This is a genomic window from Mesorhizobium argentiipisi (SeqCode), from assembly GCF_037179585.1.
Taxonomy (GTDB): Bacteria; Pseudomonadota; Alphaproteobacteria; order Rhizobiales; family Rhizobiaceae; genus Mesorhizobium; species Mesorhizobium argentiipisi.
Genome location: NZ_JAPYKO010000013.1, coordinates 148,861 through 163,361 on the forward strand (window position 1 = coordinate 148,861; position 14,501 = coordinate 163,361).

A 14,501-nucleotide genomic window follows, 5' to 3' on the forward strand; every position below is an offset into this window, starting at 1 on the left:
CCCGAATTCTTCCAAGAGCCCAGGGGGACATCAGCGATGGCTGCCGAGGCTCGCATACATGCCGGTGGTGCGAAACTGTGTCGGGTTGATGCCATAGCAGCGGCGAAAGACCTTCGAAAAATAGTTCGCATCCTCGAAGCCGCACAGCACCGCGACCTCCTTCACCGGCAGGAAATCCGCCTTGGTCAGGAGTTTCGCCGCGCGCTGCAGGCGCTGCTGCAAGACGAATTCGGCCGGCGGCAGCCCTTCGCTCTCGGCGAAGCAGCGCGAGAAATGGGCGCGGCTGAGGCCGCTGATTTCGACCAGCTCCGCCACCGGCAGCGGCTTGTCGAGATTGGCGTTGATGTGGTCGATGACAGGCTGCATGGCGCTCTGCTTCTCCGCGAAGGCATGCGAGCCGAAGACATCGTCATAGAGGGCCATCGCCGCCTCATAGGCGATCGCGGAGGCCGCGCCTGGCGACGCGGCGCCCTTGATCAGCCGCAGGCTGCAATCGGCAAGGTGATCGATGGTCGCCGGCTGCAGCCGGAACACCGGGCCCGAGACGCTGAGGATAGATTTGTGGACGCGAAGCGCCTCCTCGCCGTTCATCGATATCCAGAAATATTCCCAGCGGTCGCCCTTGGCCAACCAGTAGCGATGGTTGTGCGGCACCAGAACCAGCAGCGTATCGTTCGCCTGCAGACGATAGTTGCGGCTCTCGTAACGCAGCTGACCGGTGCCGCTGATCGTATGCTGGAGAACCGTGAACGGGGTCTGGCCGCGCTTTCGCCCGTCCCAGTCGTAGGTCTCGGCCTCGCGCACTTCATAGCCGGTGCTGGTCGGCATGGCGTGCAGGCGCTGGCGGCCGCGCGGCAGCGAGATCGTCCGCATCAGCTTTCCGTTGGCGATCAGGTCATGCAGCACAAAATTACCCTCGAAAGCATAATCCTTCTCTGGTCGCGCCGGCGAATAAGCGCATAATCCGGCCTCTCAGAACGCGAAAGACCCGCGGTCGAGGAGCGGGTGGGAGGAGAAAAGCCGGATTTCCGGCCTTGACTGGCATGCGCGCTGTTGCGTGCGGCCATGTTCTCCTCCGTTGCTCCTTGCCTAGCATTCGATTGGATCGAGGTGAAGGTGATGAGTTTCAAAATCGCTATTATCGGCGCCGGCAGCGTCGGCTTCACCAAGAAGCTGTTCACCGACATCCTGTGCGTGCCGGAATTCAAGGACATCGAATGCGCGCTGACCGACATCAGCGAGCACAATCTCGGGATGATCAAGGCGATCCTCGACAGGATCGTGGAAGCGAACAAGCTGCCGACCAAGGTGACGGCAACGACCGACCGCCGCAAGGCGCTGGAGGGCGCGCGCTACATCATCAGCTGCGTGCGCGTCGGCGGACTGGAGGCCTATGCGGACGACATCCGCATCCCGCTCAAATATGGCATCGACCAGTGCGTCGGCGACACGATCTGCGCCGGCGGCATCCTCTACGGCCAGCGCAACATTCCGGTGATCCTCGACTTCTGCCGGGACATCCGCGAGGTCGCCGACACCGGCGCCAAGTTCCTGAACTATGCCAACCCTATGGCCATGAACACCTGGGCCGCGATTGAGTACGGCAAAGTGGACACGGTCGGCCTGTGCCACGGCGTGCAGCACGGCGCCGAGCAGATCGCCGAAGTGCTCGGCGCAAAGTCGCCCAAGGAGCTCGACTATGTCTGCTCCGGCATCAACCATCAGACCTGGTTTATCGAGCTCAGGCTGAACGGCCGGCCGATCGGCAAGGACGAGCTGGTCGCCGCCTTCGAGGCCCACCCCGTCTATTCGAAGCAGGAGAAGCTGCGCATCGACGTTTTGAAGCGCTTCGGCGTCTATTCGACCGAAAGCAACGGGCATCTCTCCGAATATCTGCCTTGGTATCGCAAGCGCCCCGACGAGATCACGCGCTGGATCGACATGTCGGACTGGATTCATGGCGAGACCGGCGGTTATCTGCGCTACTCGACCGAGACCCGCAACTGGTTCGAGACGGAATATCCGCAATTCCTCGAAGCGGCGTCGAAGCCGATCGACCCGGCAAAGCGCTCCAACGAGCATGCCAGCCACATTCTCGAAGCGCTTGAGACGAACCGCGTCTATCGCGGCCACTTCAATGTCAAGAACAACGGCGTGATCACCAACCTGCCGCAGGACGCCATCATCGAGTCACCCGGTTTCGTCGACCGCTTCGGCATCAACATGGCGGCCGGCATCACGCTGCCGGAGGCCTGCGCGGCCACCTGCATGGCCGCGATCAATGTGCAGCGCATGTCGGTGCATGCCGCGATCGCCGGCGACATCGACCTGTTGAAGCTCGCCGTCCTGCATGACCCGCTGGTCGGCGCGGTGTCGACGCCGGAAGAGGTCTGGCAGATGGTGGACGAGATGGTCGTCGCCCAGGCCGCCTGGCTGCCGCAATATGCCGATGCCGTTCCGGCGGCAAAGGAGCGGCTTTCGAAAGCCAAGGTCAAGACCCGCGAATGGGCCGGCGCGGCCAGGCGCAACGTGCGCTCGATCGAGGAACTGCGCGCCGAAAAGGCGGCACTCAAACAGGCCGGCTGAGATACGGGCAGGCAGGCGGACATGCAGGAGGCGCGTCCGCCAGATCAGCCGTCCAGAACAAGAGGCGGGCAGCAGCAGGCGTCCAAAACAACTGGGAGGAGACGATGAGGACCTTACGCAGAATTGGCTTTGCCGCCGGACTGGCGGTGAGCGCTGCCATTCCGGCACACGCTTTCGCATCCGAGCCGACGATCCCGCCGGAACCGGCGACGTTTCCGGCCGAGGGCAAGATCCACTATGTGGCGCGCGACTCCATCCTGGAGTTCAAGGCGCTGCCCGAATATCACGAGCCGGGCTGGGTGACCGAGAAATACGTCAAGGCCGGCAAGCTGCCGCCGGTCAAGGACAGGCTGCCCAAGGAGCCCCTGGTCTTCAGGACGGGCAACATGCCGGACGGCATCGGCGTCTATGGCGACACGATGCGCCACGTCATCGGCGGAAGGCCGGAAGGCTGGAACTATGGCGCCGGCCAGACGCAAGGCTGGGGCGGCATCGACATCGGCCTGTCCGAATGCCTGACGCGCACGGCGCCGCTGTTCCAGGTCGAAGCCAAGGACATCGAGCCGCTGCCCAACCTCGCCAAGAGCTGGGAATGGTCGAAGGACGGCCACAAGCTCACCATGCATCTGATCGAAGGCGCCAAATGGTCGGACGGCGCACCCTTCAACGCCGACGACGTTATGTTCTATTGGGAGGACGAAGTGCTCGATCCCAACGTCTCGCCGCTGAACGGCGCGACGCAGGAAACCTTCGGCGTCGGCACGACGCTTAAGAAGATCGACGACTACACCGTGGAATGGACCTTCAAGGCGGCGTTCCCGAAGCAATATCTCTTTGCGATGGCCTATGGCACTTTCTGCCCCGGCCCGTCGCACATATTGAAGCCGCAGCATCCGAAATATTCGAAGAACACCTACGACCAGTTCAAGAACGCCTTCCCGCCGGAATTCATGAACATGCCGGTGATGGGCGCCTGGGTGCCGGTAGCATACCGGCCGGACGACATCATCGTCCTGCGCCGCAATCCCTACTATTGGAAGGTCGACGAGAAGGGCAACCAACTGCCCTACCTCAACGAGCTGCAATACAAGCTCTCGACCTGGGCCGATCGCGACGTCCAAGCGGTGGCGGGCTCGGGCGACTTCTCCAACCTGGAGCAGCCGGAGAACTTCGTCGCCTCGCTGAAGCGTGCCGCCGAGAAGAACGCGCCGGCACGGCTTGCCTTCGGTCCCCGCCTCATCGGTTACAATCTGCGCATGAATTTTTCCGCCAATGGCTGGGGCAACCCGGACGAGCGCGGCCAAGCGCTGCGTGAGCTCAACCGCAACGAGGATTTCCGCAAGGCGGTCACCATGGCGCTCGACCGCAAGGCACTCGGCGACTCGCTGGTCAAGGGCCCGTTCACCGCCATCTATCCGGGCGGCTTCTCCTCGGGCACCAGCTTCTATGACCGCAAATCGACCGTCTACTATTCCTTCGATCTCAAAGGCGCCAAAGCCGAACTTGCCAAGGCCGGTCTCAAGGACACTGATGGCGACGGTTTCGTGAACTTCCCGGCCGGTACGGCCGGCGGCAAGAATGTCGAGATCGTGATGCTGGTCAACAACGACTACACGACCGACAAGAGCCTTGCCGAGGGCGTCGTCGCCCAAATGGAAAAGCTTGGGCTGAGGGTGGTCATCAACGGCGTCAACGGCACGCAGCGCGATGCAACCCAATATTCCGGCCGCTTCGACTGGCTGATCCGGCGCAATGAGACCGAACTGACTTCCGTGGTGCAGAACACCGAGCAGCTCGCTCCCGTCGGTCCGAAGACCAGCTGGAACCATCGCGCGCCGGAAAGCGGGGAGGTCGACCTGATGCCGTTCGAGAAGGACCTTGTCGACATCGTCAACAAGTTCGTCGCGACGCAGGACAATGACGAGCGCGCCGACCTGATGCGAAAGTTCCAGAAGATATCGACGGAAAACGTCTACAATGTCGGCCTGACGGAATATCCTGGAGCGCTGATCGTCAACAAGCGCTTCTCCAACATCCCGCAGGGCACGCCGATCTACATGTTCAACTGGGCCGAGGATTCGATCATCCGCGAACGCGTCTTCGTCGCCGCCGACAAGGAAGCGAAGTATGAGCTCTTCCCCGAGGAGCTTCCCGGCAAGCCCGGAGACAAGGGCCCGATGAACTAGTTAACCTCCCCTGACGAAGAGAACTCCGGTCGCGCCGCTGGCGCGGCGGGACATAACCAAATCTCGGAGGCGCCCCAGAAGCGGCCGGGAAGAAGGGAAGTGGACCATCGGATGTTGCGATTCCTGCTTATGCGCATAGCGTCGGCGCTTCCCGTCCTCGCAATCTTGAGCCTCGTCACCTTCGCCATCATCCAGGCGCCGCCTGGCGACTATGCCGACTACATCAAATCGCAGCTGATCAACCAGGGCGGCGCGTCCTATGCCGAAGCGGATGCGCAAGCCCAGGCTTACCGTGTCGAACACGGCCTCGATAAGCCGCTGCCCGTCCAGTATCTCAACTGGATCGGCGACATCGTCACGCGCGGCGATTTCGGCTACAGCCTCTATTACAACAAGCCGGTGGCCGATGTGGTGGGCGAGCGCCTGCCGCGCACCTTGCTTCTGGCGCTGGTCTGCCATCTGCTCGCCTCGGTGCTCGGCATCACCTTCGGCATATGGGCGGCGACAAGGCAGTATAGCTGGATCGACTCGACACTTTCGGCGATCTCGTTCCTCGGCATGACGGTGCCGCGCTTCCTGATGGCGCTGATCATCGTCTATCTGCTGGTCTTCCAGTTCAACGTCTCTGAGATCGGCTCGTTCTTCTCGCCGCAATATGGCGGCGCGCCCTGGTCGTGGGCGAAGTTCGTCGATCTGGTCAAGCACGTCTGGCCGGTTGTGGCGATCGCGACCTTCGGCGGGCTCGCCTACAATATGCGCGTGATGCGCGGCAATCTGCTCGACACGCTCAACGCGCAATATGTCGAGACGGCCAAGGCCAAAGGCCTGACCGGCGGCGCTGTGGTGATGCGGCACGCCGTGCCCAACGCGTTGCATCCTCTCGTCATGTACCAGGGCGTGGTGCTGCCCTACATGCTGACCGGCGAGATCGAGACGGCGATCATCTTCGCGCTGCCTACCGTCGGGCCGGCGATCGTCGGCTCGATGGCGGTAGGCGACGTCTATGTCACGGCGACCTTCATGATGGTGCTGTCGGCGACGCTGATCGTCGGCAACATCGTTGCCGACATGCTGCTCGTGCTGCTCGATCCCCGCATCCGCCAGTTCGGGGAGCGCTAGATGCTGGCGCGCGACCCGTCTCCCCCGCCGCCGGCCGAAGGCACAGTAGCAGAACCCGCCCAAGGCAATGAGAGCTATATCGCCCTTGTCTGGCGCCGCCTGAAGCGTTCCTGGACAGGAATGGCCGGGCTGTGCCTGGTCGTGCTCCTGCTTGTCATGGCGGTATTCGCGGATTTCCTGGCGCCCTCCGATCCGAAGGCGACCGATGTGGCCTTCGCGCCGCCGCAACTGCCCGTCTTGCACGACAAGAACGGCAATTTCGTCGCGCGGCCGAGAATCTATGCCTTGGCCGATTCGACCGACCTCGATCCGGTCACCTTCCAGCCGATCGTCGGGCCTGACTACGACCATCCGCGGCTGCTCGGATTCTTCGTCGAGGGTGCGCCCTACAAGCTCTTTGGGCTCATCCCTGCGAACCGGCACTTCTTCGGCTCGATGGACGGTCAGCCGGTGCATTTCCTCGGCACCGACAAGTTCGGCCGCGACGTGCTGTCGCGCGCCATCCACGGCTCGCGCGTATCGCTGATGATCGCGCTGACGGTGGTCTTCATCATCACCGTGATCGGCACCACCGTCGGCATGGTCTCCGGCTATTTCGGCGGCAAGTTCGATGTCTGGATGCAGCGCTTCGTCGAGCTGGTGCTCGCCTTCCCGCAACTGCCGCTCTATCTCGCGCTGACGACGCTGATCCCCGTGACAGCACCGACGAATGTCTTCCTCGCCTTCGTCATCGTCGTCATGTCGGCGCTGGGCTGGGCGCAGATGTCGCGCGAAGTGCGCGGCAAGACACTGGCGCTGGCGCGGATCGACTATGTGCGCGCCGCCATGGCGGTGGGCGCCACAGACCGGCGCATCATCATGCAGCACATCTTCCCCAATGTGATGAGCCACGTGATCGTCGCGGTGACGCTGGCGATCCCGACCGTGGTGCTGCTCGAATCCTTTCTCGGCTTCCTCGGCTTCGCGGTGAAGCCGCCGCTGATTTCCTGGGGGTTGATGCTGCAGGACACGGCGACCTATTCGGTCATCGGCACCTATCCCTGGATCCTGTCGCCGGTCGGCTTCGTGCTGATCACCGTCTTTGCCTTCAACGCGCTGGGCGACGGCCTGCGCGATGCCGTCGATCCCTATTGAGGTGGCCGGATGACTACGATCGCGCTCGCAGACAATTTCGCGCCAGCCGTCCGGCTCGACCATGACGCGCGCCATGAACAGCCCATCATCGACGCGCGCAACATCGAGGTTGCCTTCAAGGTCGAGCACGGCACCGTCGAGGCGGTAAAGGACGTCTCGTTCCAGCTTTATCGCGGCGAGACGATCGCAATCGTCGGCGAGTCCGGCTCAGGCAAGTCGGTGACGGCGCGCACCGTCATGGGGCTTTTATCGCGCCGGGCGACGGTTTCGCCGCGGTCGTGCGTCGACTATTGCGGGCAGAACATCCTGAAATTCCCCGAGAGCGCCCGGCGCAAGCTGCGCGGCAACCGCATCTCGATGATCTTCCAGGAGCCGATGAGCTCGCTGAACCCGATCTATACGGTCGGCAGCCAGATCGTCGAGGCGATCAGGGTGCATCGCAGAGTCGGCCGCAAGAAGGCCTGGGCGCGAGCGCTCGAGCTTTTGCGGCATGTCCAGATTCCCGAGCCGGAGGCAAGGCTCAAGCAGTATCCACATCAGCTCTCGGGCGGCCAGCGGCAGCGTGTCATGATCGCCATGGCCTTGGCCAACGAACCCGACGTGCTGATCGCCGACGAGCCGACCACCGCGCTCGACGTCACCGTGCAGGCGCAGATCCTGAACCTGATCCGCAACCTGCAGAAAGAGCTGCGGATGGCGGTGATCCTGATCACGCACGATCTCACCGTGGTGCGCAAGTTCTCCGACTACGTCTATGTCATGCAGCATGGCGAGATGCGCGAGCATAACGTCACCGAGCGGCTCTTTGCCAATCCCCAACATCCCTACACGCAGCGGCTGCTCGCCTCCGAGCCGCACGGACGGCCGAAGGTGCTGCCCGACCAGTCCCGCACGATCCTCGAGGCGAATGGGGTGCGCGTCTGTTTCATGCTGCGCCACGGCTCTTTCATGAAGCCGGACTGGCGCGAGCTGGTCGCGGTCGACGATCTCGGCCTGAAACTTTGCCGCCATGAGACCCTTGGTCTGGTCGGCGAATCCGGCTCCGGCAAGACCACTTTCGGGCAAGCCCTGCTTCGGTTGCTCGACGCCAAGCGCGGGGAGATCCGTTTCGACGACCAGCCGATCCAGGGTCTCGCGCGGGCCGAGATGCGGCCGCTGCGCTCGCGCATGCAGATCGTGTTCCAGGATCCGTTCTCCTCGCTCAACCCGCGCATGACGATCGGCCAGATCATCGAGGAAGGGCTGGTCGTCAACAGGCTGGGTGCGACGCGGCGCGAGCGGAACGAGCGGGTGCGCGAGGCGCTGGTCAGCGCCGGCATGCCCGGCAATATCCTGTCGCGCTTCCCGCATGAATTCTCCGGCGGCCAGCGGCAGCGCATCGCGATCGCGCGGGCGATTGCGCTGGAGCCCGAATTCATCCTGCTCGACGAGCCGACTTCGGCGCTCGACCTTTCCGTGCAGGCGCAGATCATCGACCTGTTGCGCAAGCTGCAGGACGAGCGGGGTCTCAGCTATCTCTTCATCTCGCACGATCTCAAGGTGGTGCGAGCGCTGTGCCATCGCGTCATCGTCATGCAGCACGGCAAGATCGTCGAACAGGGACCCGTCGACGAGGTCCTTTCCAATCCCAAGACCGCCTACACGGAACGGCTCGTCAGGGCCGCTTTCGACGTGGCCTAGAAGTGCCGGAGGTTTTTACAGTGGCAAGAAATCCCAGGATCGCGTTCATCGGCGCCGGCTCGACGGTGTTCATGAAGAACATCGTCGGCGACGTGCTGCAGCGGCCGGCGCTGTCGGGCGCGACGATCGCATTGATGGACATCAACCCGCAGCGGCTGGAAGAGAGCGCCATCGTCGTCAACAAGCTGATCGCGACGCTCGGCGTCAAGGCGAAGGCCGAGACCTATTCCGACCAGCGCAAGGCGCTTTCCGGTGCCGACTTCGTCGTCGTCGCCTTCCAGATCGGCGGCTACGAGCCCTGCACCGTGACCGATTTCGAGGTGCCGAAGAAATACGGCCTGCGCCAGACGATCGCCGACACGCTCGGCGTCGGCGGCATCATGCGGGGCCTGAGGACCGTGCCGCATCTATGGAAGATCTGCGAGGACATGCTCGCAGTCTGCCCCGAAGCGATCATGCTGCAATATGTCAACCCGATGGCGATCAACACCTGGGCGATCGCCGAGAAATATCCCAAGATCAAGCAGGTCGGGCTCTGCCACTCGGTGCAGGGCACGGCGATGGAATTGGCGCACGATCTCGACCTTCCCTATGAGGAGATCCGCTACCGCTCGGCCGGCATCAATCACATGGCCTTCTATTTGAAGTTCGAGCATCGCCAGCCGGACGGCACCTACCGCGACCTCTACCCCGACCTCGTGCGCGCCTATCGCGAGGGTCGTGCGCCAAAACCCGGCTGGAACCCGCGCTGCCCGAACAAGGTGCGCTACGAGATGCTGACCAGGCTCGGCTATTTCGTCACCGAGAGCTCCGAGCATTTCGCCGAATACACGCCCTATTTCATCAAGGACGGCCGACCCGACCTGATCGAGAAATACGGCATTCCGCTCGACGAATATCCGAAACGCTGCATCGAGCAGATCGAGCGCTGGAAGGGCCAGGCGGAGGCCTATCGCTCGGCCGACCGAATCGAAGTCGAGCAATCCAGGGAGTATGCTTCCTCGATCATGAATTCGGTGTGGACCGGCGAGCCGTCGGTTATCTACGGCAATGTGCGCAACAATGGCTGCATCACCTCGCTGCCTTTCGACTGCGCGGCGGAAGTGCCGTGCCTGGTCGATGCCTCCGGCATCCAGCCCACTTACATCGGCGAATTGCCGCCGCAGCTGACGGCGCTGATCCGCACCAATATCAATGTGCAGGAGCTGACGGTGCGAGCGCTGATGAGCGAAAACCGCGAGCACATCTACCACGCGGCGATGATGGACCCGCACACGGCGGCCGAGCTCGACCTCGATCAGATCTGGTCGTTGGTCGACGACCTGCTTGCCGCACATGGCGACTGGCTGCCGGCCTGGGCGCGAGGCCGGCGCAAGAGCGCGGCCGCCTGAACTCCGGGATTACGCCCCGGCCTTCTCGCGCTCGACGGCGCGCCAGCCGATGTCGTGGCGATAAAAGCCTTGCGGCCAGTCTATTTGCTCGATCGCCGCGTAGGCCTTGGCCTGCGCCTCGCCGACGGTCTTGCCGAGCGCGGTGACGTTGAGCACGCGGCCGCCATTGGCGACCAGCGCGCCGCCATTGATGGCGGTGCCGGCGTGGAAGACCTGGACGCCCTCGCCTTCCGCTTCGTCGAGGCCGCGGATGACCGAACCTTTTTCCGGCGTGCCGGGATAGCCCCGCGCCGCCATCACCACGGTCAACGCCGTCTCGTCGCTCCAGCGGATAGACATATGCGCGAGCTGGCCGTCGACGGCGGCGTTGAGCAGGACGAGCAGGTCGTCCTTCAGCCGCATCATCAGCACCTGGCATTCAGGGTCGCCGAAACGGGTGTTGTATTCGATCAGCTTGGGGCCGTGGTCGGTGATCATAAGGCCGGCAAAGAGGATGCCGGCGAAAGGCGCGCCGAGATTGGCCATGCCGCGCATGGTCGGCTCGATGATCTCGCGCATGGTGCGCTCGGTCATTTCCGGTGTCATCACCGGCGCCGGCGAATAGGCGCCCATGCCGCCGGTGTTCGGCCCGGTATCGCCGTCGCCGACGCGCTTGTGGTCCTGCGCGGTGCCGAAGGGCAGCGCGGTGGCGCCGTCGCACAGGCAGAAGAAGCTCGCCTCCTCGCCGGTCAGATATTCCTCGACCACGACCTCGGCGCCGGCCGCGCCGAAGGCGCCGTCGAAACAGGCTTCCAGCGCGGCGTTCGCCTCATCGAGCGTCATGGCGATGGTAACGCCCTTGCCGGCGGCGAGCCCGTCGGCCTTGATGACGATCGGCGCCCCGGTCTTCTTGACATAGGCTTTCGCCGAGGCGAGGTCGCTGAAACGGCCATAGGCGGCGGTCGGAATGTTGAACTTGGCGCAAAGATCCTTGGTGAAGCCCTTCGAGCCTTCGAGCCTTGCCGCGGCCTTTGACGGACCGAAGACGCGGATGCCCCAGGCGCGCAGATCATCGGCAATGCCGGCGACCAGCGGCCCTTCCGGACCGACCACCACCAGATCGATCTTCTTTTCCTGGCAGAAGGCGGCCACAGTGGAATGGTCGGCGACGTCGAGCTTCACCGGTTCGGCGATGCGGCCGATGCCCGGATTGCCGGGCAAGGCGTAGAGCTTCGTCAACAGCGGCGAGGCGGACATCTTCCAGGCCACCGCATGTTCGCGGCCACCCGAACCGAGAAGAAGAACGTTCATGGCCACCTCTTGCTGATCGTCTCCCTGAACCCGCTATTGGTCCGCGGGCGACGGGTCAAGGCGTCTTGGCATTTTGGCGGCAATTGCGCACGAGAACAGGGGCCTCATCAAGGCCAATGAGACAGGTGCCGAATTTGACCGGTCGGGGAAAACGGAAGCTTCGGAGAGCGGCTCAGCTCTGGAAAATGCCTCAGCTTTGGAAAACGATGGGAAACCAATCCTCGCGCAGTTTCTGGCCGGGCTTCATGTCGTGGCCGGGATAGGGCGGCGAGGTGCGGCCGGGACGCTCGACATAATGCGCGTCGTCGCCGACCCAGCGCAGCGACAGCGCCCGGCGCCGCGCCGCGGTCAGGTTGCCGCGCGCGCCATGCGCGGTGCGGAAGTCGAAGAGGATGGCGTCGCCCGGCTCCATCTCCCATTCCAGAACCTTCATCGACGGGTCGTTGTCGGGATCGGGCACCGGCAGGTAGTCGCCCTCGCCAGCGTAGAAATTGGCGTCGTTCAGCCAGCGCACCGGCAGCACCATCTTTTCCCATTTGTGCGAGCCGGCGATCAGCCTCAGCGTCGCTTCCTTCACCGGATCGATCGGGATCCAGAAGCTAACCGTCTGGCTGCCGTCGACGAAGTAATAGGGGATGTCCTGGTGCCAGGGCGTCGGCTTCTGCGTGCCGGGCTCCTTGACTAGGACGTGGTCGTGAAAGAATTGGGCGCTGCGCGACTGCATGACCGCGGCCGCGAGCTCGGCGGCCGGCGATTCCCTGACGATCCTGACGAATTCCGGGATGCGCTCCCAGTTGCAATAATCGTCGAAGAAGCTGCCCTTGCCGCCGGCGATGTCGGAAGCGGTGGCGCTGCTGTTGCGCATATTGCGCTCGATGCCGTCGGCGATCACGTCGACCCAGTCCTTGAAGGCGCCGCGAATGCAGACCGCGCCGTCGCGCTGATAATCGGCAATCGTCGAAGCATCGATCTTTGGGCTGGCCATGGCGCTCGATCTCTTTGTTGACGTAATCCGGACGGAAAACGGCTGCACATTTCCCGGAATTGCTCGTGGGCGACGCGACTATCGCAAGCGCCCGACATCGCGTAAAATAATAACTTGTCATCTGATTTATAGTTTGTGCCTATGAGGCTGACCCTCACCCAGTTGCGCTATGTCGTTGCCGTCGCCCGCTATGGCAGCGTGACCGCGGCAGCCCAGGCGCTGAACGTGTCGCAGCCGTCGATCTCGGTGGCGATCGACAATGTCGAGGCCGACCTTGGCCAGAAACTGTTCGTGCGCCAGCGCGGCAGTGGCGTTTCGCTGACATCCTTCGGCCGCAGGGCTGTGGCCAAGGCAAGGCAGGTGTTGGGCGAGGCGGACGAACTGGCGGCGCTCGGTTCGCGCAACGCCGATGTCGGCGGCGAACTGGTGCGCGGCTGCTTCGAGGATCTGGCGCCCTATTTCGCGCCGGCGCTGATGCGCGCCTTCGCCGAGCGCTGCCCGGCTGTCACCGTCGTCATCGGCGATGAAACCTTCGATACGCTGGGGCGGCGCCTGGCCGACAGCGCCGTCGATCTCGGCCTCACCTACGATCTCGGCCTGCCCGGGCATTTCAAGCGCATTCTCCTGCACGAGCTGCGGCCGCACGCGCTTTTGCCGGCCGGCCATGAGCTGGCGGACAAGCACGCGGTCAGCCTGGCAGAACTCGCGCAGCATCCTCTGATCACCACCGACCAGCCGCATAGCTGGCAGCATATGCTCGACCTCTTCCTCAGCCGCGGCCTGTCGCCGGTCGCGCGGGCGACGACGAGTTCGTTCGAGCTGCAGCGCTCCATGGTGGCCAACGGCTTCGGCGTCGCGGTCAGCTACACGAGGCCCCATGGCGACCGCAGCTATGACGGCCTGCCGCTGGTCTGCAAGCCGCTCTCCGATCCGCTGCCGATGCAGCGCATCATCCTCACCCACGACACGCGCCAGCGCCTGTCGAAGGCGGCCCTTGCCTTCATCGAAGTCGCCAAGGCATGGTTTGCCGGTCACGATGTTTTCACTGGTTAAGCGACACAGCGTCCCGCTTGACGGCGCCACTCGCGACTGTCACTTCAACATGATGGAAACCGTCCAGTCGAAAGCGATCCAGGGCCGCGTCGCCGATGCGCCGAGCGGCCATTGGGTCTATCGGGTGCTGCCGCGCTGGCTGTGGCCCTATGCGCAGCTTGCGCGCTGGGACAGGCCTATCGGCTGGCAGCTGCTGTTGTGGCCCTGCTGGTGGTCGGCGGCGCTCGCCGCGGGCGCCTATCCGCGCCCGACCGACCCGCTGCTGACGTTGCTTCCGGCGCCTTGGTATCTGCTGTTGTTCTTCATCGGCGCGGTCGCCATGCGCGGCGCCGGCTGCACCTATAACGACCTCGCAGACGAGGACATCGACAACCAGGTCGAGCGCACGCGCTCGCGGCCGCTGCCCGCCGGCAAGGTGACCCGCCGCCAGGCTTGGGCATTCGTCATCATCCAGGCGCTCATCGGGCTTGCCGTGCTGTTGCAGTTCAACAGCTTCGCCATTCCGCTCGGCATCGCCTCGCTGGCGATCGTCGCCGTCTACCCGTTCATGAAGCGCATCACCAACTGGCCGCAACTCGTGCTGGGGCTGGCCTTCTCCTGGGGCGCGCTGATGGGCTGGGCGGTCGAGTTCGGCGACATCGATGATCCGGCGATCATGCTCTATATCGGCTCGATCCTGTGGGTGATCGGCTACGATACGATCTACGCTCATCAGGACAAAGAAGATGACGCCATCGTCGGCGTGCGCTCCACGGCGCGGCTGTTCGGCGACAACACCAAGACCTGGCTCACCGGGCTCTATGGCGGCGCGCTGATCTGCTTCGCCCTCGCCTTTGCCTCGGCGCAGGTGCCGGTGGTGGCGCTGGCCGGGCTGATCGCCGCCGGCGCACATATGGCGCGCCAGATCATCCGGCTCGACATCAACAATCCGGACCAGTGCCTGAAATTGTTCAAGTCGAACAACCAGGTCGGCTGGCTGATCTTCCTCGGCCTGATCGGCGGCTCGGTGTGGATATGGCTGAAGCCGCTGGTGTAGCGGCGCCGCTTTCCCTTCTCCCCTTGTTGTGGGAGAAGGTG

General features: G+C 63.7%; 11 protein-coding genes. 8 read left to right on the forward strand and 3 right to left on the reverse strand.

Annotated features, from left to right (window positions below; translation table 11 throughout):
- Positions 1 to 30: 30 nt before the first annotated feature.
- The gene (locus tag O7A05_RS19240; protein WP_415927027.1) at positions 31 to 873 is read right to left on the reverse strand and encodes an AraC family transcriptional regulator; all 843 of its coding nucleotides are present in this window, start codon (positions 871 to 873) and stop codon (positions 31 to 33) included.
- 246 nt (positions 874 to 1,119) lie between these two features.
- On the opposite strand from O7A05_RS19240, the gene melA (O7A05_RS19245) reads away from it, so the two are divergent.
- The 6 genes from melA (O7A05_RS19245) (at position 1,120) to melA (O7A05_RS19270) (ending at position 10,096) form a co-directional block, all read left to right on the forward strand.
- Positions 1,120 to 2,586: an alpha-glucosidase/alpha-galactosidase gene (gene melA / locus O7A05_RS19245; RefSeq protein ID WP_337094572.1), complete on the forward strand. Its 1,467-nt coding sequence runs from the start codon at positions 1,120 to 1,122 to the stop codon at positions 2,584 to 2,586.
- A gap of 104 nt (positions 2,587 to 2,690) precedes the next feature.
- The gene (locus O7A05_RS19250; protein WP_337094573.1) at positions 2,691 to 4,772 is read left to right on the forward strand and encodes an ABC transporter substrate-binding protein; all 2,082 of its coding nucleotides are present in this window, start codon (positions 2,691 to 2,693) and stop codon (positions 4,770 to 4,772) included.
- Positions 4,773 to 4,883: 111 nt separating this feature from the next.
- The gene (locus O7A05_RS19255; protein ID WP_337094574.1) at positions 4,884 to 5,891 is read left to right on the forward strand and encodes an ABC transporter permease; all 1,008 of its coding nucleotides are present in this window, start codon (positions 4,884 to 4,886) and stop codon (positions 5,889 to 5,891) included.
- Complete coding sequence (locus tag O7A05_RS19260) at positions 5,892 to 7,025, forward strand: ABC transporter permease (RefSeq protein ID WP_337094575.1); 1,134 nt, start codon at positions 5,892 to 5,894, stop codon at positions 7,023 to 7,025. It begins immediately after the preceding gene.
- Positions 7,026 to 7,034: 9 nt separating this feature from the next.
- On the forward strand, positions 7,035 to 8,705 hold the full coding sequence (locus O7A05_RS19265; RefSeq protein WP_337094576.1) for an ABC transporter ATP-binding protein: 1,671 nt from the start codon (positions 7,035 to 7,037) through the stop codon (positions 8,703 to 8,705).
- Positions 8,706 to 8,725: 20 nt separating this feature from the next.
- The gene (melA, locus tag O7A05_RS19270; protein WP_337094577.1) at positions 8,726 to 10,096 is read left to right on the forward strand and encodes an alpha-glucosidase/alpha-galactosidase; all 1,371 of its coding nucleotides are present in this window, start codon (positions 8,726 to 8,728) and stop codon (positions 10,094 to 10,096) included.
- Positions 10,097 to 10,105: 9 nt separating this feature from the next.
- On the opposite strand, the gene purD is transcribed toward melA (O7A05_RS19270), so the two are convergent.
- Positions 10,106 to 11,386: a phosphoribosylamine--glycine ligase gene (purD, locus tag O7A05_RS19275; RefSeq protein WP_337094578.1), complete on the reverse strand. Its 1,281-nt coding sequence runs from the start codon at positions 11,384 to 11,386 to the stop codon at positions 10,106 to 10,108.
- A 190-nt stretch (positions 11,387 to 11,576) separates the two neighbouring features.
- Entirely contained in the window at positions 11,577 to 12,371 is a 795-nt protein-coding gene (locus O7A05_RS19280; RefSeq protein ID WP_337094579.1) for a phytanoyl-CoA dioxygenase family protein, read from the reverse strand.
- A 141-nt stretch (positions 12,372 to 12,512) separates the two neighbouring features.
- Between O7A05_RS19280 and O7A05_RS19285 the strand changes: the two genes are divergently transcribed.
- Both O7A05_RS19285 and ubiA read left to right on the forward strand, forming a co-directional pair.
- Complete coding sequence (locus O7A05_RS19285; RefSeq protein WP_337094580.1) at positions 12,513 to 13,424, forward strand: LysR family transcriptional regulator; 912 nt, start codon at positions 12,513 to 12,515, stop codon at positions 13,422 to 13,424.
- 52 nt (positions 13,425 to 13,476) lie between these two features.
- Positions 13,477 to 14,460 (forward strand): 4-hydroxybenzoate octaprenyltransferase, encoded by a 984-nt coding sequence (gene ubiA, locus O7A05_RS19290; RefSeq protein ID WP_337094602.1) that lies wholly within the window; start codon positions 13,477 to 13,479, stop codon positions 14,458 to 14,460.
- The last annotated feature ends 41 nt before the right edge of the window (positions 14,461 to 14,501 follow it).

What these genes read in the sequence shown, in the direction of transcription:
- O7A05_RS19240 (WP_415927027.1), bottom strand. Translation starts at nt 873, where the DNA reads ATGCGGACGATCTCGCTGCCGCGCGGCCGCCAGCGCCTGCACGCCATG.
- melA (WP_337094572.1), top strand. Translation starts at nt 1,120, where the DNA reads ATGAGTTTCAAAATCGCTATTATCGGCGCCGGCAGCGTCGGCTTCACC.
- O7A05_RS19250 (WP_337094573.1), top strand. Translation starts at nt 2,691, where the DNA reads ATGAGGACCTTACGCAGAATTGGCTTTGCCGCCGGACTGGCGGTGAGC.
- O7A05_RS19255 (WP_337094574.1), top strand. Translation starts at nt 4,884, where the DNA reads ATGTTGCGATTCCTGCTTATGCGCATAGCGTCGGCGCTTCCCGTCCTC.
- O7A05_RS19260 (WP_337094575.1), top strand. Translation starts at nt 5,892, where the DNA reads ATGCTGGCGCGCGACCCGTCTCCCCCGCCGCCGGCCGAAGGCACAGTA.
- O7A05_RS19265 (WP_337094576.1), top strand. Translation starts at nt 7,035, where the DNA reads ATGACTACGATCGCGCTCGCAGACAATTTCGCGCCAGCCGTCCGGCTC.
- purD (WP_337094578.1), bottom strand. Translation starts at nt 11,386, where the DNA reads ATGAACGTTCTTCTTCTCGGTTCGGGTGGCCGCGAACATGCGGTGGCC.
- O7A05_RS19280 (WP_337094579.1), bottom strand. Translation starts at nt 12,371, where the DNA reads ATGGCCAGCCCAAAGATCGATGCTTCGACGATTGCCGATTATCAGCGC.
- O7A05_RS19285 (WP_337094580.1), top strand. Translation starts at nt 12,513, where the DNA reads ATGAGGCTGACCCTCACCCAGTTGCGCTATGTCGTTGCCGTCGCCCGC.
- ubiA (WP_337094602.1), top strand. Translation starts at nt 13,477, where the DNA reads ATGGAAACCGTCCAGTCGAAAGCGATCCAGGGCCGCGTCGCCGATGCG.